Source organism: Thermodesulfobacteriota bacterium (genome assembly GCA_040756475.1).
Taxonomy (GTDB): domain Bacteria; phylum Desulfobacterota; class Deferrisomatia; order Deferrisomatales; family JACRMM01; genus JBFLZB01.
The window spans coordinates 1-22,536 of sequence record JBFLZB010000069.1; the positions used below are offsets into that span (position 1 = coordinate 1).

Genomic DNA, 22,536 nt, shown 5'->3' on the forward strand with positions numbered 1-22,536 from the left:
GCCCTCGGGCCCACCCCGAACCCTCCGGGCGCACGCTGTGCGCCCCTACGCGCCCAGACGCCGCGGTTCGCTCCCCAGCGGGTCCACCCACACGATCCGGAAGAGAACCCCAAGAAGGCCCCCGGCCCGCTCACGCCGCGACGGTCCGGGGAGAAGCCTCGTCGGGAGTCTCCCCACCTCTCCCCGACTCCGCGTGAGGCGGCCGGGCGGCACGGGGCTTGCTGCCCCGGCGGGTAGCCCCAGGAATCCAGCGGGAGGTTGCCCCTTGCTTCGCCCCTTGCCTTGGAAGGTCGCGTTGACGGACACCACCCTCCGGGACGGCGAGCAGGCCGCGGGGGTGGCCTTTCGCCGGGAGGAGAAGGTGGCCATCGCCCGCCTCCTGGACCGGGCCGGGGTGGCGGAAATCGAGGTGGGCACCCCGGTCACGGGCGGCGAGGAGGCCGAGGCCGTCCGGGCCGTCCTGGGCCTGGGGCTGCGGGCGGCGGTATCCACCTGGAACCGGCTGCGGGAGGAAGACCTGCGGGCCTCCGCCGCGTGCGGCGCAAACGCCGTGACCGTGTGCGTGCCCGTGTCGGACCTCTCTCTCTCCCGGCGGCTCGGGAAGGACCGCTCCTGGGCCGTCGCCGCCCTCCGGCAGGCCCTGGGGTGGGCGGCCGACCGGGGCATGGCCGTCTGCGTGGGAGCCGAAGACGCCTCCCGGGCCGACCCGGGCTTTGTCGAGGAGCTGGCCGCCCTCTCCTTCGAGCACGGCGCGTCCCGGTTTCGCTTCTCCGACACCCTGGGGTGCCTCGACCCCTTTACCGTGCGGGAGCGCCTTTCCCGCCTGTGCGCCCGGGTGGGGGGGCCGGTGGAGTTCCACGGCCACGACGACCTGGGGCTGGCCACGGCAAACTCGCTCGCGGCTGCCGCGGCGGGCGCCACCCACCTGAGCGTTACGGTCCTCGGGCTGGGCGAGCGGGCCGGCAACGCCGCCCTGGAGGAGGTGGCTCTGGGGCTCGCCCGCCTCCACGGGGCCGGCACCGGGATCGATCTGCCCCAGATGGGCTCCCTGTGCGACGCCGTCGCCGCCCACTCGGGCCGGGCCATTCCCCCGGGCAAGGCGGTGGTGGGCGCGGCGGCCTTTGCCCACGAGTCGGGCATCCACGTGGACGGCCTCCTCAAGGACCCGGCCACCTACGAGCCGTGGGACCCCGCCGAGGTCGGCCGGCGGCGGCGCATCGTGCTGGGCAAGCACTCCGGCCGCCGGGGCGTCGCCCACCGCCTGGCCGCCCGGGGCATACGGGCCGACCCGGACCGCCTGGCCGCCCTGGCCGCCGCGGTGAGGCGGCTCGCGTGCACCCGCAAGCAGCCCGTGGACGACGACGACCTGCTGCGCCTCTGGCGCCTCCTGGAGCCGCCCCCATGAACCGCAGCCTCAGCGACCTCAAGCTCAAGGTCCTCTACGACGTGACCCGGCTCATCGGCAAGGCGCTCGAGCTGGACCTCGCCCTGGACCGCATCCTCACCGTGCTGTCCCGGCACGTGTCCCTGAAGCGGGGCACCCTCACCCTGGCAGACCCCAAGACCGGGCGCCTCGCCATCCGCGCCTCCCACGGATTGAGCCCCGAGGAGCGCCGCAGGGGTGTCTACCGCCTGGACGAGGGCGTCACGGGACGGATCTTCCAGACGGGGGAGCCCTTCGTGGTGCCCGACATCCGCCGGGAGCCCCTGTTTCTCAACCGCACCGGGGCGCGCAGCATCGACAAGGGGCGGATCTCGTTTCTGGGCGTGCCCATCTTCCTGAACGGCGCCCCCATCGGCGTGCTCAGCGCCGACCGGGTCTTCGGCGACGAGGTGGCCCTGCGGGAGGACGCGGAGTTTCTGGCCATCCTCGCGGCCCTGGTGGCCCAGTTCGTGAGCTTGAACCGCCAGGTGGAGGCCCGGGAGGAGGGGCTGATCCGCCAGAACCTCTCCCTGCGCGCCGAGCTCTCGGACCGGTACCAGGACCTGCTCTTCGTGGGGGCCAGCCCGGCCATGGCCGAGGTGCAGCAGCTCGTCCGGAAGGTCGCGCCCACCCGGGCCACCGTGCTCCTGCTCGGGGAATCGGGCACGGGAAAGACGCTGGCCGCCCGCATCCTCCACGAGCTCTCGCCCCGCAGCACCTTTCCGTTCACCAAGGTCAACTGCGCCGCCGTGCCCGAACAGCTCCTCGAGTCCGAGCTCTTCGGCCACGAGCGGGGGGCCTTTACCGGCGCCACCGCGGCCAAGCCGGGGCGGTTCGAGGAAGCGGAGGGCGGCACCATCTTCCTCGACGAGATCGGGGACCTGCCCCTGGGCCTCCAGGCCAAGCTGCTGCGGTTCCTCCAGGAGCGCGAGTTCGAGCGGGTGGGCAGCAACCGCACCCTGAGGGTGGACGTGCGGATCGTCGCGGCGACCCACCGCAACCTGGCCGAGGGCGCGGCCCGGGGCGAGTTCCGGGAGGACCTCTTCTACCGCCTCAACGTCTTCCCCATCCGCCTCCCGTCCCTGCGGGAGCGCCACGAGGACATCCCCCGCCTGGCCGACCATTTCCTGAAGAAGCTCTCCCGGGAATACGGCCGGCCCCTGGAGCTCGCCCCGGAGGCCCTGGCGGCCCTGGACCGGTACGCCTGGCCCGGCAACGTGCGGGAGCTGGAGAACATCCTCGAGCGCCTGGCCATCGTGGCGGAGGGGCCGCGGATCGAGGCCCGGGAGCTCGCCCCCTACCTGGCGGGCCTCGACGGCCTCGACGGGGCCGGGGAGGCCAGCCCGGGGCCTGCCGGCGGGGACCGCCCCTCCCTGCGGGAGGTCGAGCGCCGGGAGCTCCTGTCCGCCCTCGAGCGCAACCGCTGGAACCAGACCCAGGCGGCCCGGGAGCTCGGCATCACCCTGCGACAGATCGGCTACAAGGTCCGAAAGTTCGGGCTCCACGACCGGGTCCTCGACGGCCGCGCCGCCGGCGCAGGCCCCCCCGCCCCCTGAGCCCCCTCGCCCGCCCCGCCGGTGCGCCTTCACGACCCGCCCGCCGCCTCCATGGTAGGGGCGCACCGCGTGCGCCCGCCTTCGCACTACCACCCGCCCACTCGGGCGCACCCTGTCCCCCTACGACCCACCCGCCGCCCGCCGGCAGCTGCGGGTCGGGGCTTGCCCCGACACTTCTGCGCGCCGAGAGCCTGGACCTCCCCTGACAAAACCGAAGGACCCGCCCTCAAATTCGTAGGCGCTCCCCCGCTCCGCAGGTTCTTTCCCTTCGCGCAGCATCGCCGCAGACGCCCGTCGGGCATGCAATGCCCTGCAACGCAGGCGGCGGGGGCCGCCTCCTGGCACGCCCGTTGCTCTTCCCTCTCGGCGAGGCCCCGCGGACCCCGCGGGCGAGACCCTGCCAGCCAGAGGGAGCCGGACCATGGAAGCTGCGAAGACCCACGCCCTGCCCGACCCGGAAGCCGTGAAGCAGGCGATGCTGGAGAAGTTCCCAGCCAAGGTGGCCAAGAAGCGCGCGAAGCAGATCGTGGTGAACCGCGCCCCCGACGCGGCGGGGCGCGTGCCCGAGATCCACGCCAACGCCCGCACCTCCCCCGGGGTCATCACCCAGCGGGGCTGCACCTACGCCGGGTGCAAGGGGGTGATCCTGGGCCCGGTGCGCGACATCCTCACCATTACCCACGGGCCGGTGGGGTGCGGCTTCTACTCCTGGCTCACCCGCCGCAACCAGACCCGCACCCAGGGCCCCGACGACGTCAACTACATGCCCTACGCCCTCATGACCGACATGCAGGAGGAAGACATCGTCTTCGGGGGCGAGAAGAAGCTCAGGCAGGCGGTGCGCGAGGCCTACGAGACCTTCCGCCCCCAGGCCATCGCGCTGTGCGCCACGTGCCCCGTGGGCCTCATCGGCGACGACATCCACGCCGTGGCCCGGGAGATGAAGGAAGAGCTCGGGATCAACGTGTTCGCCTTCTCCTGCGAGGGGTACAAGGGCGTGAGCCAATCCGCCGGCCACCACATCGCCAACAACCAGGTCTTCAAGCACGTGGTGGGGCTCGACGACACCACCCCCGAGGGCGAGTACCGGATCAACATCCTCGGGGAGTACAACATCGGGGGCGACGCCTTCGAGATCGAGCGCCTCCTGGAGAAGTGCGGCATCACGCTGGTGGCGAGCTTCAGCGGCAATGCCACCTACGAACAGTTCGCCCGGGCCCACACGGCCGACCTCAACGCCATCATGTGCCACCGCTCCATCAACTACATGGGCGACATGATGGAGAAGAAGTTCGGGGTGCCGTGGATCAAGGTGAACTTCATCGGGGCCCAGGCCACCGCCAAGTCCCTGCGGCGCATCGCCCAGTACTTCGAGGACCCGGAGCTCCTGGCGCGGGTGGAGCAGGTGATCGCCGAGGAGCTGCCCGAGGTGGAGCGGGCCGCCGCCGAGGTGCGTCCGCGCACCGCCGGCAAGCGCGCCATGCTCTTCGTGGGAGGCTCCCGGGCCCACCACTACCAGGAGCTCTTCCGGGAGCTCGGGATGGAGACCGTGGCCGCCGGGTACGAGTTCGGCCACCGGGACGACTACGAGGGCCGGGCGGTGCTTCCCTCCGTCAAGGTGGACGCGGACAGCCGCAACATCGAGGAGCTCGAGGTCGAGCCCGACCCCGCCCGCTTCCGCCCCCGCACCGGCCCCGAGAAGGCCGCCCGGCTGGGCGCGGGGGGGCTCTCATTTGCCGAGTACCAGGGCATGATGGCCGAGATGGCCGAGAAGACCCTGGTCATCGACGACATCAGCCACCACGAGACCGAAGTGCTCCTCAAGAAGTACCGGCCCCACATCTTTTGTGCCGGCATCAAGGAGAAGTACGCGGTACAGAAGTGGGGCATCCCCCTGAAGCAGCTCCACAGCTATGACTACGGCGGGCCCTACGCCGGCTTCCGGGGCGCCGCGAACTTCTACCGCGACATCGACCGCATGGTGAACAGCCGGGTCTGGACCTACGTGACCCCGCCCTGGGAAGCCGAGGAAGCCCCCGAAGCAAAGGCCGTCTACGCCTGCGGCTGAGGGGAGCCGGCAGTCCCCGTCACCCGTCACCCGTCACCCGTTACCCGCCACGAGGCCAGCCATGCTGCTGCGACACACCCCCGCGGAGATCCAGGAGCGCTCGGCGCTCACCATCAACCCGGCCAAGACCTGCCAGCCCATCGGGGCCATGTACGCCGCCCTGGGCATCCACCGGTGCTTTCCCCACAGCCACGGCTCCCAGGGGTGCTGCGCCTACCACCGCAGCATGCTCACCCGGCATTACAAGGAGCCCATCATGGCGGGCACGAGCTCCTTTACCGAGGGCGCCTCGGTCTTCGGGGGCATGGCCAACCTCACCCAGGCCGTGGACGCCATCTTCCACCTCTACGAGCCCGACGTGATCGCCGTCCACACCACGTGTTTGTCCGAGACCATCGGGGACGACATCCCCCAGATCGTCTCCTCGGCCCGGGACGCGGGCAAGATCCCCGAGGGCAGGCACGTCATCCACGCCAACACCCCGAGCTACGTGGGCTCCCACGTCACGGGCTTCGCCGCCATGACGAAGGCCATGGTGGACTACTTCGCCGAGCCCGGGCGGGAAAAGGGCAGCGGGGTCAACATCATCCCCGGGTACGTGGAGCCCGCCGACATGGCCGAGATCCAGCGCCTGGCCCGAGCGCTGGGGGTCGAGGCCGTGGTCTTCCCGGATACCTCGGGGGTCCTCGACGCACCCCAGACCGGCCGCCACGAGTTCTACCCCCGGGGCGGCGTGACGCTCGAGGCGCTGCGGTCCACCGGCGCACGCCGCGCCACCCTGGCCCTGGGCAGCACCGCCTCGAGCCCGGCGGCCCGGGCCCTGGAGGCCAAGTGCGGCGTGCCCGCCCTGCAGCTCGACCTGCCCATCGGGCTCCTGGCCACGGACCAGTTCGTGGACGCCCTGCGCCGCACGGCCGGAGTGGCCGTGCCCGAGGCGGTCTCGGTCGAGCGGGGCCAGCTTCTGGACCTCATCACCGACATGGAGCAGTACCTCCACGGCCGCTCCGTCGCCGTGGCCGGCGACCCCGACCAGGTGGTCGCCCTCACCGGCTTCCTCGTGAGCCTGGGCATGCGCCCCGCCCACGTCGTCACCGGCACCCCCGGCAAGGAGGTCGAGCGGCGCGTCCGCGAGCTCGCCGCCGGGGCGCCCGGCCCGGTCAACGTCAAGGCCGGCGGAGACCTCTTCCTCTTCCACCAGTGGATCAAGCAGGAACCCGTGGACCTCATCATCGGCAACACCTACTGCAAGTATATCGCCCGGGACGAGGACATCCCCCTGGTACGCCACGGCTTCCCCGTGCTGGACCGCATCGGCCACGTGGCCTTCCCCACCGTGGGCTACCGCGGCGCCATGCGCCTCCTGGAAAAGATCCTCGACGCCCTCCTGGACCGCCAGGACCGGGACGCCCCGGAGGAGAGCTTCGAGTTGGTGATGTGAGGGCACGAAACGGGCCGCCGGCGACGGACGGGTGGACCGCAGGGCCTTCGCCTGGAGCGGACGGGATGGAGCCGGAGTCCCAGAATCCACCACCGAATCACGGGGCGGGTTCCGGGAGCCCCGGAGCATCGCCCCGTGCCGCATCGACCGATCCGCCACAGCCGGTGGAAACCGGCGAAGCGAGGCGCGAACCCGTATGCGTGATCCCCACGAGCCCAACCTCCGCCCCGCCCGGCCCTCCGACCTGGAAGCCCTCGTGGCACTCCTGGGCGACCTCTTCTCCCTCGAAGCGGACTTCACCCCCGACCCGGAGCGCCAGCGCCGGGGCCTCATGCTCCTCCTCGACGGCTCCGAAGACCGGCGGGTCTTCGTGGCCGACGCCGGCGGCCGGGCCGTGGGCATGGCCACCGTGCAGGTCCTGGTCTCCACCGCCGAAGGCGGCCCCGTGGGGCTCGTGGAGGACGTGGTGGTCGCCCCGGAGCACCGGGGCCGCGGGCTCGGCCGGCGCCTCCTCGCGGCCCTGGAGGCCTGGGCCCTGGAGCGCGGACTCACCCGCCTCCAACTCCTGGCCGACCGGGACAACGCCCCGGCGTTCGCCTTCTACGAGAAGGCCGGGTGGGAGGGAACCAGGCTCGTGTGCTGGAGGAAGAGGGGATGACGACGTGCTCTGAGGATCGGTCTGCGGGTCGGACTGGCGGTGTTTCCAGCCCTTCGCCCGGTGCCGCGCCCAGGTAGCATTGTGCTACCTCATGCGAGCGGAGGAGCCATGGGCATGCCGGTAAAGCTCTCCGACGAGTTGGTTCGCCTGGCTCGCGCCGAGGCGGAAGCCGCCAGCCGGTCCCTCGCGGCTCAGGTGGAGCACGGGTGTAACCGGCCGGCCGCTCTCTCTCCGGAGGACAACGAGAAACGAGTGTAGGAGCCTGCTCCCGCAGGCGACTTGCCGCGCCAGCGGCAGGGAGAAGGGTCGGCCTTCGGCCGACATCGCCAGCAGGAGCTGGCTCCTACAGAGGAACCGGACCGGATCCGCGCTCGACCGGTTACGCCCGTGGAGCACTGGGCTCGGCTCGGGAGAGCGGCCGAGGCGGTGCTCCAGCACGGCGACGCCCTGGCGCTCAAGGGGAGCGGCGGCGACGCGGCGGCCGCCTTTCCGAGCGCGCCGAGGCGCGAAGCCGTCCTGGCGCTCCTCGAATCCGTCGCCGCGTCGCCGACGCGCGCCGAGGTGGCCGACCGGATCAGGAAGGGGGACCGTCCCGAACACTGGGCAACCTGCGCCAAGCCGTCTCCCTGGTCGACGCCGTCTACCTCTTTGACAACAGCTCCTGCGCAGAACCCTACCGGTTCGTGGCGTCCTATCGCAACGGGCGGCTGAGCCGCCGAGCCCCTGGACCGATACCGCCGTGGGCCGAGGGGCTTCCCGGCATGGCTGCCCTGCGCGGTAGGCCGCGCCGCCAAAGAGGTGGCGGGCCCCGCTGCCCCGAACGCCGGACCCGAGTCAGGCCTCGCCCCTAGCCGGCGCCCCGCGTCCCGGTCCCCACAGCCGCTTCCTTCCCTTTTGAAGGCTCCCCCCTTCGGTTCTGTAACATTCGGCCGCCCGCCCTGACGGCAGGAACGCCGCTCGAACCGCGGCGAGCCCGACATTTCGCGCTGTTGCGCGGCGTGGCCGCCCTCCGCCGCCCCTGGCACGGCCGTTGCTCTTACCTGGGGCGTCTCCACCCACCCAGGGCAGCAACGGAGGTATCCCATGAGAAAAGTCGCGATCTACGGCAAGGGCGGTATCGGCAAGTCCACCACCACCCAGAACACGGTGGCCGGGCTCGCGGAGATGGGCAAGAAGGTGATGGTCGTGGGGTGCGACCCCAAGGCCGACTCCACGCGGCTGCTCCTCGGGGGCCTCGCCCAGAAGAGCGTGCTCGACACCCTGCGGGAGGAGGGGGAGGACGTGGAACTCGACGACGTGGCGCGGCCGGGTTACGGGAACACGGTGTGCGTCGAGTCCGGGGGGCCGGAGCCGGGCGTGGGCTGTGCCGGGCGCGGCATCATCACCTCGATCAACCTCCTGGAGCAGCTCGGCGCCTACGAGGAGGACAAGGATCTCGACTATGTCTTCTACGACGTGCTCGGCGACGTGGTCTGCGGCGGGTTTGCCATGCCCATCCGCGAGGGCAAGGCCGAGGAGATCTACATCGTGGTCTCCGGCGAGATGATGGCCATGTACGCGGCCAACAACATCTGCAAGGGCATCCAGAAGTACGCCCAGGCCGGCGGCGTGCGCCTGGGGGGCCTCATCTGCAACAGCCGCCAGGTGGACAACGAAGAAGAGATGATCAAGGCCCTGGCCAAGCAGCTCGGAACCCAGATGCTCTACTTCCTCCCCCGCGACAACCAGGTGCAGCGGGCCGAGATCAACAGGAAGACCGTGATCGACTACACCCCGGAGCACGAGCAGGCCCAGCACTATCGGAACCTCGCCCAGGCCATGGACGGCAACGACATGTTCGTCGTCCCCAAGCCCCTCCCCATCGCGGGGCTGGAGAAGCTCCTGATGGATTACGGATTGTTTGGGTAGCGGTCCGTTGTCCGTGGTCCGTTGGAGGACCGCGGAGCGGCGGAAAACCGGCGGGACAACTGACAACGGACAACTGACGACGGACAAACGCCATGGAAAAGCCCCGATACCACCTCCTCATCTGTTCCAGCTTCCGCGGCACCGAGCCCAAGGGCGTCTGTCACGCCAAGGGCGCCCAGGGGCTCCTGCCCTACCTGGAGTCGGAGCTCGCCGACCGGGGGCTCGACGCCCTGGTCTCGAGCACGAGCTGCCTCAAGGTCTGCGACAACGGCCCCGCCATGGTGGTCTACCCCGAGGGCCACTGGTACGGCGGCGTCACCCAAGACGCCGTGGACGCCATCCTCGACGCCCTGGAAGAGGGCGGGGTGGCGGAGGAACACTTGCTGTGACGGGGAACGGGAGGGGGACGTCTCGGGGCTGTTGCGAGGCGGGCTTCACGGGGAGCCGGCCACCTCCAACCGGTAGGCGTATCCCTGCTCGGTGAGGAACCGCTGGCGGTTCCCCGCGAAGTCCTCTTCGCAGGTGTGCCGGGAGACGAGGGTGTAGAAATGGGCGACCCGGCCGTCGGCCTTGGGGCGAAGGATCCGGCCCAGACGCTGGGCCTCTTCCTGGCGGGAACCGTAGGTGCCCGAGACCTGGATCAGGAGGTCCGCGTCCGGCAGGTCCAGGGCGAAGTTGCCCACCCGGGAGAGCACGAGGCGGCTCACGCCGCCTTGGCGGAAGGAGTCGAAGAGCCGCCGGCGCTCCGGTTCGGGGGTCTTGCCGCTCACGAGGGGCGCGCCGAGGGTGCGAGCCAGGGTCTCGAGCTGCGAGAGGTACTCGCCGATCACGAGCGCCCGGCTTCCGGGGTGGCGGTCGAGAAGCTCGGCGGCGAGCGCCTCTTTGCGCTCATTTTCCGCAGCGACCCGGAACTGGGCCCGCCGCGGCGCCCGCGCGTAGGCGAGCTCGCGCTCGGGCGACAGAGCGACGCGCAGCTCCGTGCACGCGGCCTGGGCTACGAACCCCTGGTCCTCGAGGATCCGCCATGGGATGTCGAAGCGCTTGGGGCCGATGAGGGAGAATACGTCGGCTTCGCGGCCGTCTTCTCGCACGAGCGTCGCCGTGAGCCCCAGGCGCCGCCGTGCCTGCAGCCCCGCCGTGGCCCGGAAGATGGGGGCCGGCACCACGTGCACCTCGTCGTAGACGATGAGCCCGAACCGCCGGACGTCCAAGAGGGCGAGGTGAGGGAAGTCGGCGTCCTTAGCCGGCCGCCAGGTGACCATCTGGTAGGTGGCGAGGGTGATTGGCCCCACCTCTTTCCTCTCGCCCGAGTACTCCGCCACGTCCTCGGCCCGGACGGTCGTCTTCGAGAGAAGCTCCCGGCGCCACTGGGCCACCGCGGTGTTGCTGGTGCAAAGGACGAGCGCCTGCTGCGACAGGGCCGCTACGACCGCCAGACCGACCACCGTCTTTCCGGCGCCGCAGGGGAGCACGACCACGCCGCTTCCTCCAGGTCGGCCGGAGGAACCGAGGAAGGCGGCCGCGGCCTCCTCCTGGTACGGCCGCAAGGCGAAGGACGGTGCCGGGTGCCTGCCGTCGCGGAGCTCGACGGCCAACCGGTCGCCGTCCTCGTAGCCGCACAGGTCCTCGGCCGGGAAGCCTGCCGCCGTGAGGGCCTGCTTGAGCCAGCCGCGGTCCCGAGGGGCGAAGGAAAACGCGCACGGGCCGACTCGGTCCCCCAGTAGGGGAGCGACCCCGGCGTCGGCCGCGAGGAGCACGGCCAGTGCCTGGGTGTCGGTGTGCAGCACAGGTCCCTTCTCTCCGGGGCCGAGGACTACCCGCCCGTAACGGCTGGCGAGCTCCAAGAGCTGCGAGCGGTACCCCTCGGGCAGCGGGTACTTGGCGCAGTCCTCCAGGGTCTCGGCCATCGCCTCGGCACTGAGGCCCGCCGCTCGCGCGTTCCAGACGGAGAGGGCGTCGATCCGATAGGTATGGACGTGCTCGGGGCTCCGCACCAACTCGGCGAAGGCCGCAAGCCGCTGGCGTGCGGTGTCGGCCCTGGGGCTATGGAGGTCCAGGAGCACCATGCCGCCGCCCTGGACGATCAGCGGGTTGTCCGGCCGGGGCTTGCTCACGGACGCTTGCCGCTTTCGGATTCTACCGCGAGCAGGGGGTAGCCGAGCTCCAGGGCGGCCCGGCGAAAGGCCGCTTCGGCGGGGGCCGGCACCACGAGGGTCCGATCTCCCATGAGGGCGCAGAGTGCCGTGGTCCGGCGGTCGTGGGCGATCCGCCGGGCCACGGCCTCGTCGGCGCACTCCACGAGCAGGGCGTGCCCCTTCAGCCGCAGCATCGCCGCCCGGTGCACGAGATCGTCTAGGAAGGCGCGGGCCGTGTCGGGCAGGCCCGAGGACGAGGCCTGCCCGAGGAAGGTGGCGAGCTCTTCGGCCCGGTGCCCCTTCTCCGCCGCCGCGAGGGCCACGGCGCGGTCGAGGCAGAAGACGGCCTCGGAACGGCGGGCACAGAAGACCGAGAGCAGCGCCTCGTCTCCCGCGTCGAAGCGGCCCGCGGAGGCGACCACCTCCAGGTTCGGGAGCACCTTGAGGCCGCTTCGAGGCTCGGGCGCGGCGGGCTCGTAGCCTTCGGCGACGCCGAGCAGATGGGCGCCGAGCGCGTTCAACCGCAGGCACGCGAGCCCGTCGTAGCGGCTGAGGAACGAGAGGTCGTCCACGCCCCAGAGACCGCGGTAGTCTTCCCGGGCGTAGCTGGGCGAGGTAAAGGACAGATCCACGAGGCCCAGGGTCGCCGCGTACTCGAAGACCACCGCCAGTACGTAACGGCCCTGGAGGATGGGCCAGTCGTGGGAGCCCGCGTAGCCGAGGCTCCCGTAGCGGGGCTCCGCGATATAGAGCTTCCAGGGGTCGTGGGCCACGTGGAAGGTGTGGCCCGCGGAGCGCATGTATCGGAAGAGCTCGTCCACCGGGACCCAGCGTCCGGGGGGGCAATTCCGGAGGGCCTCCTCGACTGCGGCCCGGCGGCCGGCAACGGCGGTGAGCCGCTTGCGGTCGCTCTGGCCCTTGATGGCCTCCACTCGGTTGAACTCGTCGATTCCGGTGTTGCCCAGCCACTTGCGCCAGAGAAGGCCAAGGGTTTCGTGGGCCGGCAGGGTCAGGGCCTTGCGGCCGGCCGCCGCAAGCTCGAGGCGCGTTCCCGTGACTCGGGCGAGCCCCCCCGCCTGCAGCAGCAGCGGCCAGGCGAAGGCCCGGATCGGTCCGATCACGCCGGCCCAGCGGTGCCCCGGCTCGTCCTCGGGGCCGTAGAAGTCGCCCCCCACCAGTGCCGCGCCCACTTCGGCCAAGCCCTTGGCCGAGGGTTTCCCGGTCTTGTCGCTCACCTGCACCTTGCCCCGGTCCACGAGGCGGAGCACCGCAAAGAGCTCTTGGCGGGCCACCCGTTCGCCGTCGTGGAGCCGGAGGGGCTCCTCGAGCTCCCCGGCGGTCTGCGAGGCCGGCTCGTCGAGGGTCTTGAGCTCCTCCCTCCGGGGCGGGGGCACGAGGCGACGGAGGCGCTCCGCCAGCTCGGGGGCGATGCGGTACCCGCCTGCGCTCGGAACGAGGAGCAAGCCGAGGAGCGAGGGCTTGGGCTTCCACCCCGAGAGGTCGCCCCAGGACGGCAGGGCCCCGTACTTGGCGCGGAAGCGCTCCGGCTGGAAGGCGCCGCCGTGGAGCGCCTCGGAGACCGCGGCGCGCTGCAAGTCGTCGAGCCGTGCCCACACCTCCTCGAGCCGGGACCCGTGGAGGCCTCGGCCGAGGAGGGCCGCAGCCACAGCAGCGGCCATCTCGGCCTTGCGGGTCACCCCTCGCACCCCCAGGAGGCCCGCAAAGGCCTTCAAGGCATCTGCGCCGTAGACGTTCTCCAGGAGAGACCGGAGGTCCGAGGGGGCCCCTCCTGCCGAGACGACGCGGGCCATCCCTGATCCTCCCTAGTGTCCAGCGCGCGCCGGGGCGCGGAGAGAGCGGAGCATGGGGTGACGCTCGGCCGGCGTCTGGTCCGAGGCCACCCGGAAGCGGCGCCGGATCGGCGGCTTCGCGCCCGTCAAGGTCACCGTGAGCCGGTAGACACTCGGCGTGGATCGGGAACGGGTCTTTGCGGCCAAGGGCTCCTCCATCCCGCAATCGGGTCGCTTCTCCGGGGGGTCGTGCCCCCTGCGCCGTCCTTGACGGCCCGCAGTGGGCAACGTATATCCCAGCGGCGGATCGAAGGACAAGAGAGCGCCGAGCCCCTCAAAAAGGAGACCCCATGCGCCGAAAGGCCGACGTCCTGGAGCACACCATCGAGGCCGCCCTCCGGCCCGGGTGCTTCGTCGCATACGGCGAGAGCTGGTCCTTTGTGACCGGCCTCGAAGAGGTTGCAGCTCTGATTGGGGCGCTCGCCGGCACCGAGCCCGCCCGCGCCGCTGCGCTCTATGAGACGTTCCTCGCTGGGTGCCACGAGAAGGCTGAAGAGGTCGACGACTCCGGCGGCGTCTTCGGCCAGTTCGTCGAGGCTCTGTTCCTCGGCTGGGTGAAGGCCCGGCGCGCCGCGGGGGCCGACCCGGACGAGACCTCGGCCCGCCTTCTGGCGTGGATGGAAGAGGATCCCTACGGGTTCTGCCACGGCCTGGAGAAGGAGCTGGTCCGGATGCTCGACCGCCCCGGCCTCGCGGCCTTCGGGCGGCAAGTGCGGGAACGGTTCGATGCGGTGTCGCAGGAACCGGCGAAAGGCGGCTCCTCCGTGCGCGACGCGGCCTACCGGCGCCGTCGCTGGGGTGAGGTCCTGCGGGCCGTCTACAAGGCGCAGCGAAACGACACGGCCTATCTCGCCCTGGCGGAAGCAGCCGGCCTCACCCCGGAGGACTGCCACGCCCTGGCCACCATTCTTGTGGCTCGGAGAAAGCCCGGGGAAGCCCTGGCCTGGGCGGAGCGGGGGATCGGCCTCGCCGGCCAGGGGCCGCGCGGGTTCATGAGCACCGTGGAGCTCACCAACCTCCGTCGCCAGCTCCTCACGAAGCTCGGGCGGGGAGGCGAGGCGCTCGAACACGCCTGGGCCGCGTACCGGGAACACCCCAGCGAGCACGCCTACGACGAGCTGATGGAGCTCGTGGCGAAGGCCGACCGGCCGGCGTGGCACGAAAAGGCGATGGAGGCAGCCCAGGACGCCGAGCTCAGCCTCACCATCCCCCTCCTATTGAAGACCCGGGAGCTCGGTCGCCTGGCCGAGCGGTTGCGCCGAGCCACCGACGCCGCGCTGGAGGGCCTGAGCCACTTCGTCACGGAACCCGCAGCATCGAAGCTCGAGAAGGAGCATCCCGAGCTGGCCGCCCGGCTGTGGCGCGCCCAGGGCCTGCGTATCCTGAACGCGGGAAAGAGCAAGTACTACGACGCCGCCCTTCGAAACATGGAACGTGCGCAGATCCTGTTCGCGAAGGCGGGGCTGGAAGCCGAGTGGGCGCGGACCGTGGCCGAGATCCGGGGTCGGCACCACCGCAAGAGCGGTTTCATCTCGGATTTCGAGAGGCTCGCCGCCGGAAGGGGGCCGAGCACCGAGCCGTCGTTCCTGGAGCGCGCCAAGGCGCGGTGGAACCGGACCGAATCGGAGTAGGGGATGCCCGTGAGCGATAACCCGTTCTGCGAGCTCCAGGCCGTGGACCACCCGCCGTCCGAGGAAGTGCGCCAGGGGCTCCGGTCGCACTCGCCCCGCGCCCGCGCCGCCCCGGGCCGTTTCTGTGCATGCAGCGAGGCCATTTGCCGCTTGACCAGGAATGCGACATCGCATATATCGCATACATGCCAAACATCGCCGGCCTCCCCGCCCTTCTCCGCGCCCTTCGCGCCAAGCTCGACCTGACCCAGGAGCAGCTCGCCGAGCGACTGGGGGTATCCTTCGCCACGGTGAACCGGTGGGAAGGCGGCGGTACCAAACCCCAGCGAGCCGCCCAGGAGGCCATCGCGGCGCTGGCCCGAGAGGCGGGGCTCGAGGACGGGGCGCAGGCGGACGAGACGGTTGCGCCGGTCGTACGTTCCCGCGGGAGACGCGCCGCGAGCGGAGCGACGCCGACCACAAAGCCCATGGAGCAGATGCTCTGGGACGCGGCCTGCTCGATCCGGGGCGAGAAGGACGCGGCCAAGTTCAAGGATTACCTTCTCCCGCTCCTCTTCCTGAAGCGCCTCTCCGACGTGTTCGACGACGAGGTCGAGCGGCTCGCCGAGGAGTTCGGCGACCGCACGACGGCACTGGAGATCGCCGAGGCAGACCACTCGCTCCTGCGCTTCTACCTGCCCCCCGAGGCCCGCTGGGCCGTGCTGAGTGGGCGCGAGCCGCACGACTGGCCCCGCGACGAGAAGGGCCGCTCCAGCGCGCCCAAGGACATCGGCGAGCACCTCACCAAGGCCGTGCGGGCCGTGGTCAAGCACAACCCCTCCCTCTCGGGCGTCATCGACATCGTGGACTTCGCCGCAGAGCGAAACGGCGAGCGTGACGTGAACCCGGCGAAGCTCCGTGGCGTGGTCGAGACCTTCTCGGACCCTCGCTACCGGCTGGGGCTTGCTGACGTGCAGCCTGACTTCCTGGGCCGCGCGTACGAGTACCTGCTCCGGAAGTTCGCGGAGGGCTCGGGCCAGAGCGCGGGCGAGTTCTTCACCCCCACCGAGGTGGGCTTCCTGATGGCGCACCTTCTGCGCCCGAAGCCCGGCAACACCTGCCACGACTATGCCTGCGGCTCCGCCGGGCTCCTGATCAAGCTCCAACTCGTCGCCCGCGAGCTCGACCCCACGAGCCGGGTGCCGCTGAAGCTCTCGGGCCAGGAGCTCCAGGCCGAGAGCTACGCCGTGGCGCAGATGAACGCCATCATCCACGACATGGAGGTGGAGCTCCAGCGCGGAGACACCATGATCAACCCGAAGTTTCGGACGAGCGACGGCCGGATCGCCACCCACGACCTGGTCGTAGCCAATCCCATGTGGAACCAGCCCTTCGCGCCCGACCTCTTCGCCAACGACCCCTTCGACCGCTTTCGCACGGCGGGCGGCGTCACCTCCGGCAAGGGCGACTGGGCCTGGCTCCAGCACACCCTGGCCTGCCTGGGCGACCACGGCCGCGCCGCCGTGGTGCTCGACACCGGCGCGGTCACCCGCGGGTCGGGCTCGAAGAACGAGGACCGGGAGCGCAACATCCGCAAGTGGTTCGTCGACCGCGACTTGGTCGACGGCGTGATCCTCCTTCCCGAGAACCTCTTCTACAACACCACCGCCGCGGGCGTGATCGTCGTGCTCTCGAAGCGAAAGCCCGCCGCTCGCAAGGGCAAGATCGTGCTCGTGAACGCCAGCCGCCGCGTGAAGAAGGGCCGGCCCAAGAACTACATCCCCGAGGAGGACGTCCGCCCGCTGGCGGCCCTGTACCTGAAGGGGGAGGCGGTCGAGGGGGAGGTTGCGGTCATCACGCGGGAGCAGGCGGTGGAGGCAGACTACAACCTGAGCCCGAGCCGGTGGGTGGGGCAGAACGGCGGATCGAAGGGGGCGTCTGTGCCGACTCTCATCCGAGAGCTTGGCCGCCTTGCCGAAGAAGACGCCCGCCTCACCCCGCAGCTAATGCGACTGCTCCAGCCCTTGGCAAGAGCGGAGACCGAAGAATGAAGGCGGCGGAGTGGGCGGACGTCCCCCTCGGCGACATCACGATCTGGCAGGGTGGAAGCGCCTTTTCGCCTGTGTTACAGGGGCGTTCCGCGGGAGACATTCCTTTCTACAAGGTTTCGGACATGAACTCGCCTGCGAACGGGTGGTCCATGACGCAGGCGAATAACTACGTGGACGAGTCCGACCGTAACATGATTTCTGGCGGACCAAAACCCAAAGGAAGCGTGGTTTTTCCGAAAGTCGGCGCCGCTATTCACACCAACAAGAAGCGACAGCTTTCCAGGCCGGCGTTCATCGACAACAACATGATGGCCGTTTGGCCGATTGACCCAGACCGCTGCCTTCCGGAGTTCCTTTACGCGTTCTTTCTGAACATCGACCTCTCGGGCCTAGCCAATGCGGGGCCGCTCCCGTCGATTAACGGCAGTCGTCTGCGTGAGCTTGTGGTCGCGTTACCCCCCCCCCAAGAACAGCGGCAGCTTGTCACGGTTTTTTCGGGGCTGCGGTCCAGCCTCGAACTTGAGGGCCGCCTGTTCTCCGCCGCCCAGGACCTCAAGCGCGCCGCCATGCGCGAGTTGTTCACGCGCGGGCTGCGGGGCGAGGCGCAGAAGGAGACCGAGATCGGGCTGGTACCGGAGAGCTGGGGGGTCGTTCCTTTCAGCGCCGTGCGTCAATGGCTCCAATATGGCATCTCCACTCGCTGCTCCCCTGAGCCGCAGCAGTATCCGGTTCTTCGGATCCCGAATATCGAGCCTTGCCGCGTGAACGTTTCTGCCCTGAAGTACTGTGGCTTGCCGGATAAAGAAGCCGAGAAGTACTTACTAGCCGACGGAGATCTGATCTTCATCAGAACCAACGGCGTGATCGAAAGGCTCGGCTCTTGTGCTGTCTACTCTGGGCAGCCAGAACGTGCGTTGTTCGCGTCCTACCTGATTCGTGCTCGACTCAATCAGGACGTAGATTCACGATACATCGCCTTCTTCTTTGGTTCAGAAGTGGGGACAGCTCTGGTGGCTGGCCGAGCCACGCCAGCGGCTGACGGGAAGTACAATCTAAACACCGGAACGATTGATTCTCTCCCGCTCCCGCTCCCCCCTACCCTCGACGAGCAGCGCGAAATCGTCGCCATCCTCGACGCCCTTGACCGCAAGATCGACCTGCACCGCCGCAAGCGCGCGGTGCTCGAAGAGCTCTTCAAGGCCCTGCTACACAAGCTGATGACGGGTGAGATCCGGGTCTCGGACCTCGACCTCTCGGTGTTGGAGCCCCGCTGCCGCCCGGCAGACAGTGGGCCTGTTGGAGAGAAGGACGACTTCGGCACGTGAATGGTTCGGAGGGAACTATGGGCATGGTGTTCGTCAGTCACGCGAATCCCGAGGACAACGAGTTTTCGCGTTGGCTGAGCCTTCAGCTTGCGCGTGCGGGCTACGGTGTATGGTGCGACCTCACGAAGCTGCTCGGGGGAGAGACGTTCTGGCGGGACATCGAGACGGTCATCCGGGAGCGGACCGCAAAGTTCGTTTACGTGCTTTCCCGTACCTCGAACCAGAAGGAAGGCCCTCTCGCTGAATTGCACGTCGCACTCAACGTCGCCAGGGACCGGGGGCTCCAGGACTTCGTGATTCCGGTGCACATCGACGATCTGCCGCACCGGGAGATCAACATTCAGATCAGCCGTCTGAACACCGTGGAATTCAGCCGGGGCTGGGCTGGCGGACTCGGGGCTCTGCTGCAGAAGATGGAACTGGACCGCGTGCCGAAAGACCGACGCTTCGATCCGGGGGCGGTAAGTGCATGGTGGCGCACGAACATGGAGGGCAGAGAGATCGTCCAGGAAACCCCGGAAGAGTATTTCTCCAACTGGTTCCCTATCGTAGCCCTCCCGGAAGTGCTCTACCTTCACCGAGTTGGAAAGAACCCGGCTCTTCCGGCCGAACTGCCATATCCTTCTCATCGGGTAGGCGAGTTTCTGGCGTCCTTCGCGCCGGAGACGGACCTAGGGCTGACCGCTTGTAGCGACTCGGTTCTCGTAAGTCCGGTCTTGGAAGACCGAACGACGGGAGTCCCGGTTGGCGTGCAGGAGCGGAGAAACGCCGTCAACCGGCTCTTGTCTCTTGCATGGAAGCGGGCCTGTGAACGAAGGGGGCTTCCCACGTACCTGCTTGCGAATGACCGGGCAGCCTCGTACTTCCTGGATAGATTGCTCCCAAAGAAGATCCTCTCTTTCAGGTTGCAGGACGGCTTCGAAGGAAGACGCGGCCTCACCGGGGCCTCGACCGTGAGGAGTCTCAATGCTCCACCTGGAGAGTCGAAGAAACGCCATTGGCACTTCGCTCTGAGCGCCGACGTGCGGTTTTGGCCGTCCCCCGCCTACGTCGTGAAGTCTCATGTGCTGTTCTCCGACGACGGCGAGAACATCTGGACATCAAAGGACCGCCTCCACCGCTTCCGCCGCACGCAGTGCAAGGACTGGTGGAACGACACTTGGCGGGATCGCATACTGTGTTCGCTGTCGTGGCTCGCGGAAGGAGCACCGACGTTCTCCCTACCGGTTTCGGCCAGCACCTCAGTAGAAGTTCGGCGAGAGCCACTCCGGTTTGAGAGCCCCGTTTCTTACGGGGATGAACACGCGCGCCGCGACCTGGACTGGGACCGCTGGATGGATGACGACGAGTTCCTGGAGGGAAGCGACACGGGGGAGGTGCCCAGATGAACGAGCTTCTTCACTTTGGCGAGCCTTCGCTGCTGTTTCGATACGACCAGTCCATGCTAGACCCGCGAGACGGGCTTACGCTCTTCGGTCCCTTGGACAAAGGGAAGCCCTACGGCATCCGGTGGGGGCTGATCGGTACACCCGACACAATCGACGGCTTTCGGAAGTGGATCGCCTCGATCCAGAAGCCCGTGGGGTGCGGCGCTCAGGACATCGCTCGCCCACCCTTCCCCGGCTTCGAAGCCGTCTTCGGGATTCCTTGGCCTTCGGAACCCGTCCTCACGCTTACCGTCGATCCGGCTGAGCTGCAGGAGAGAGCTCACCTCGCGGATGCCCACCAGCGGGTGTTCCGAACGGTCGACCTCTTCTCCGAGCCGATCGTCAGAGCTCTCCACGGAGAGGACGTTCGCCCGGACGTCTGGTGCGTGGTGATCCCAGACTTCGTGAAACAGAAATGCAGCCCGATGTCTCGACTCGCAGCGGCGGAGCGCGTAGAAGTGGCAGAACGGCTCACCCCGAGGGTAGGGAGGAGCCTCTACCGGGAGCCGGAGCTCTTCCCCGAACGCAACGCCCTCGCCGAACCCTACTGGTACGAGCTCAACTTTCATCACCAACTGAAGGCGCGTCTGCTCTCGTCCGACGCCCCGATTCAAATCGTCCGGGAACCGACGATCACGTTCCCGGACGTCGACGGCATGAAGGAAGACGACTACCGGAAGCTGGAGGGGCTCAAGTCGGCAGTGGCATGGCACATCGCGACTGCGGTCTTCTACAAGGCCGGAGGTAGGCCGTGGAAACTCGGGGGGGCGCGCGAAGGAGTGTGCTACGTCGGGCTCGTCTACAAGAACGTGCAAACCGCATCGGACTCCCGTACCGCGTGTTGCGCCGCCCAGATGTTCCTCGATTCAGGGGACGGTGTGGTGTTCAAGGGTGCGGTGGGGCCCTGGTATGGCGGGAAGGCGGGCGAGTACCACTTGGATCGACGGGCCGCCGAGGAGGTGATCCGCCTTTGCGTAGACACGTACCGCCAGAAGCGGGGGCAGCCACCCAAGCAAGTCTTCGTCCACGGCCGTGTGAATCTGCGGGATGACGAGTGGTCAGGATTTCAACGCGGCGCTGGCTCCTCGACCCAGGTCATCGGCGTACGCATCCGACCGGGAAGCGAGGTCAAAATCTATCGGAAGGGCGATAACCCTGTGCTACGAGGCCTCGCCTACGTGATGGGGAAAAGACGGGGAAGCCTCTGGACACGGGGTTTCGTCCCGCGGCTTCGGACCTACCCTGGTCGCGAGGTTCCGAACCCGCTGCAGATAGAGGTTTGCCGTGGCGAGGAGAGTATCGAGACCGTCATGTCGGACGTCCTCTCCCTGACGAAACTGAACTACAACGCCTGCCAGTTCGCCGATGGGCTCCCTGTCACCCTGAAGTTCGCTAACGCCGTCGGTGAAATCCTCACGGCGGGGCCGCTGCGGAAAGATGTGCCGCCGTTGCCATTCAAGTACTACATCTGAAGGCCGCGGGAGCTGTGCTCATGAGCTTCAACCCGAGCCTCCCGTACGACAACCTGCCCCTCCTGCCGCCTGCTGTGCCGCTCGAGACCCCGGCCGTGCTCAAGAAGGCGATCGGGGCGAACCGGCTGCTGGCCGAGCTGAAGGGCATGGGCGGGGTGATCCCCAATCCGGGTGTGCTGATCCGGACCATCGCCCTCCAGGAGGCACGGGTCTCCTCGGAGATCGAGAACATCGTTACCACGAACGACGAGCTCTACCGGGCGCTGGATGGCGCGACCGGAAAGGTCGACCCTCACGCGAAAGAGGTCCTCCGCTATCAGGACGCCCTTTGGGCAGGATACGAGGCGATTCGAAAGCGCCCGCTCCTGACGACGAACCTCTTCGTCGAACTGGCCCGGACCATCACCGGAACGATGGGCGGAATTCGTCGCGTTCCGGGGACGAAGATCGCCAACAGCCGGGGCGAGGTGATCTACACCCCTCCCGAGGGCGAGGCTCGCATCCGGGAGCTGCTCGGGAATCTGGAGAAGTTCATCCACGCGGAGGACGGGCTCGACCCTCTCGTGAAGCTCGCGGTGATGCACTACCAGTTCGAGGCGATCCATCCGTTTACCGACGGCAACGGTCGGACCGGCCGAATCCTCAACATCCTCTACCTCGTCCAGCAGGAGCTGCTGGAGCAGCCCATCCTGTACCTCAGCCACTACATCATCCAGAACAAGGCCGGGTACTATACGAAGCTCCGGGCCGTGACCGAGGCGGGCGCCTGGGAAGATTGGGTCCTCTACATGCTCGAGGCCGTGGAGGCGACGGCGCGTACGACACGCGACAAGATCCTGGCCATCCGAGATCTCATGGACGGGGCTCTGGAGATCGCCCGGGAGAAGGGCGGGAAGTGGTATTCCAAAGAGCTCGTGGAGCTCATCTTCACCCACCCCTACTGCAAGATCCGCTTCCTGGAGGAGGCCGGTATCGCCAAACGGCAGGCAGCCTCGAAGTACCTGCAGGAGATCGAGGCTATCGGCCTCCTGAGCAGCGTGAAGAAGGGGCGAGAGGTCTACTACGTCAACGAGCCGCTGCTGAAGGTGTTGGTGGGATAGGTCGATGGCATCGACACATCCTGGAAACATGTCGACGAAAAGCGGTGTTCATCGACATATCCTCCGGACGAGTCGAGCGCGACGACGGGTCGAGCGGCCTCGCGTCGGGAGTTGTGGCTCACAATTCGCCGAAACTGAGCCACAACGCGATTTGTGGTTCACGGGTGAGCCACAAGTCTCCGGCGACCTCCCGCCGGCGGAGAAGGGCTCATGAGCACGCTCAGCATCAGCGAAGCCGGCACGGTCCAGTTCCCGATGGTCCGGCACGCGGTCGAGATCGGCTGGATGCCCGTGACACCGGAGGAAGCCCGTGCCAGGCGAGGCGGCGACGCCGGCACCTTCTTCCGCGATGTGCTCGAGGCCAAGCTCGCCGACTTCAACCCCTGGCTCACGCCCGACGCCCTGCGCTCGGTGGTCGAGACCCTCGACGCACTGCCCCCCACCATCGAGGGCAACCGGGAAGTGCTCGCCTGGCTGCGCGGCGAACGGCAGTGGGTCGACGAGGCCGAGAAGCG

The 22,536-nt window shown here is 68.7% G+C and carries 17 protein-coding genes; 15 read left to right on the top strand and 2 right to left on the bottom strand.

The window, feature by feature from the left end; translation table 11 throughout:
* Window positions 1-295: 295 nt before the first annotated feature.
* The 8 genes from nifV to AB1578_11520 all read left to right on the top strand — a co-directional run bounded on the left by nifV (window position 296) and on the right by AB1578_11520 (window position 9,440).
* Window positions 296-1,405 (top strand): homocitrate synthase, encoded by a 1,110-nt coding sequence (gene nifV, locus AB1578_11485; GenBank protein MEW6488519.1) that lies wholly within the window; start codon window positions 296-298, stop codon window positions 1,403-1,405.
* Complete coding sequence (locus AB1578_11490; protein ID MEW6488520.1) at window positions 1,402-2,979, top strand: sigma 54-interacting transcriptional regulator; 1,578 nt, start codon at window positions 1,402-1,404, stop codon at window positions 2,977-2,979. The genes nifV and AB1578_11490 overlap by 4 nt, the downstream gene beginning before the upstream one ends.
* A 421-nt stretch (window positions 2,980-3,400) precedes the next feature.
* The gene (nifD, locus tag AB1578_11495; GenBank protein MEW6488521.1) at window positions 3,401-5,047 is read left to right on the top strand and encodes a nitrogenase molybdenum-iron protein alpha chain; all 1,647 of its coding nucleotides are present in this window, start codon (window positions 3,401-3,403) and stop codon (window positions 5,045-5,047) included.
* A gap of 61 nt (window positions 5,048-5,108) precedes the next feature.
* Window positions 5,109-6,485, top strand: a complete 1,377-nt coding sequence (locus AB1578_11500; GenBank protein MEW6488522.1) for a nitrogenase component 1 — start codon at window positions 5,109-5,111, stop codon at window positions 6,483-6,485.
* Window positions 6,486-6,681: 196 nt separating this feature from the next.
* Window positions 6,682-7,143 (top strand): GNAT family N-acetyltransferase, encoded by a 462-nt coding sequence (locus AB1578_11505; protein MEW6488523.1) that lies wholly within the window; start codon window positions 6,682-6,684, stop codon window positions 7,141-7,143.
* A 108-nt stretch (window positions 7,144-7,251) separates the two neighbouring features.
* Window positions 7,252-7,401 carry a hypothetical protein gene (locus AB1578_11510; GenBank protein MEW6488524.1) on the top strand — a complete coding sequence of 50 codons (150 nt, stop codon included), beginning with the start codon at window positions 7,252-7,254 and terminating at the stop codon, window positions 7,399-7,401.
* An 825-nt stretch (window positions 7,402-8,226) separates the two neighbouring features.
* Window positions 8,227-9,051, top strand: coding sequence for a nitrogenase iron protein (nifH, locus tag AB1578_11515; protein MEW6488525.1), 825 nt, complete (start codon window positions 8,227-8,229; stop codon window positions 9,049-9,051).
* A gap of 92 nt (window positions 9,052-9,143) precedes the next feature.
* Window positions 9,144-9,440 carry a (2Fe-2S) ferredoxin domain-containing protein gene (locus tag AB1578_11520; protein MEW6488526.1) on the top strand — a complete coding sequence of 99 codons (297 nt, stop codon included), beginning with the start codon at window positions 9,144-9,146 and terminating at the stop codon, window positions 9,438-9,440.
* A 45-nt stretch (window positions 9,441-9,485) separates the two neighbouring features.
* On the opposite strand, the gene AB1578_11525 is transcribed toward AB1578_11520, so the two are convergent.
* Both AB1578_11525 and AB1578_11530 read right to left on the bottom strand, forming a co-directional pair.
* Window positions 9,486-11,165: a DNA repair helicase XPB gene (locus tag AB1578_11525; protein MEW6488527.1), complete on the bottom strand. Its 1,680-nt coding sequence runs from the start codon at window positions 11,163-11,165 to the stop codon at window positions 9,486-9,488.
* Window positions 11,162-12,997, bottom strand: coding sequence for a hypothetical protein (locus tag AB1578_11530; GenBank protein MEW6488528.1), 1,836 nt, complete (start codon window positions 12,995-12,997; stop codon window positions 11,162-11,164). The genes AB1578_11525 and AB1578_11530 overlap by 4 nt, the downstream gene beginning before the upstream one ends.
* 329 nt (window positions 12,998-13,326) lie before the next feature.
* Here AB1578_11530 and AB1578_11535 point away from each other — a divergent pair, with 329 nt between their 5' ends.
* The 7 genes from AB1578_11535 to AB1578_11565 all read left to right on the top strand — a co-directional run.
* Entirely contained in the window at window positions 13,327-14,667 is a 1,341-nt protein-coding gene (locus tag AB1578_11535) for a DUF6880 family protein (GenBank protein ID MEW6488529.1), read from the top strand.
* 185 nt (window positions 14,668-14,852) lie between these two features.
* The gene (locus AB1578_11540; GenBank protein ID MEW6488530.1) at window positions 14,853-16,697 is read left to right on the top strand and encodes an N-6 DNA methylase; all 1,845 of its coding nucleotides are present in this window, start codon (window positions 14,853-14,855) and stop codon (window positions 16,695-16,697) included.
* The gene (locus AB1578_11545; protein MEW6488531.1) at window positions 16,694-18,022 is read left to right on the top strand and encodes a restriction endonuclease subunit S; all 1,329 of its coding nucleotides are present in this window, start codon (window positions 16,694-16,696) and stop codon (window positions 18,020-18,022) included. The genes AB1578_11540 and AB1578_11545 overlap by 4 nt, the downstream gene beginning before the upstream one ends.
* 17 nt (window positions 18,023-18,039) lie before the next feature.
* Entirely contained in the window at window positions 18,040-19,410 is a 1,371-nt protein-coding gene (locus AB1578_11550; GenBank protein MEW6488532.1) for a toll/interleukin-1 receptor domain-containing protein, read from the top strand.
* Complete coding sequence (locus AB1578_11555; protein MEW6488533.1) at window positions 19,407-20,921, top strand: hypothetical protein; 1,515 nt, start codon at window positions 19,407-19,409, stop codon at window positions 20,919-20,921. The genes AB1578_11550 and AB1578_11555 overlap by 4 nt, the downstream gene beginning before the upstream one ends.
* 20 nt (window positions 20,922-20,941) lie before the next feature.
* Entirely contained in the window at window positions 20,942-22,021 is a 1,080-nt protein-coding gene (locus tag AB1578_11560; GenBank protein MEW6488534.1) for a Fic family protein, read from the top strand.
* A 210-nt stretch (window positions 22,022-22,231) separates the two neighbouring features.
* Window positions 22,232-22,536, top strand: a 305-nt coding sequence (locus tag AB1578_11565; protein ID MEW6488535.1) for a deoxyribonuclease HsdR, incomplete at its 3' end; no start/stop codon positions are given.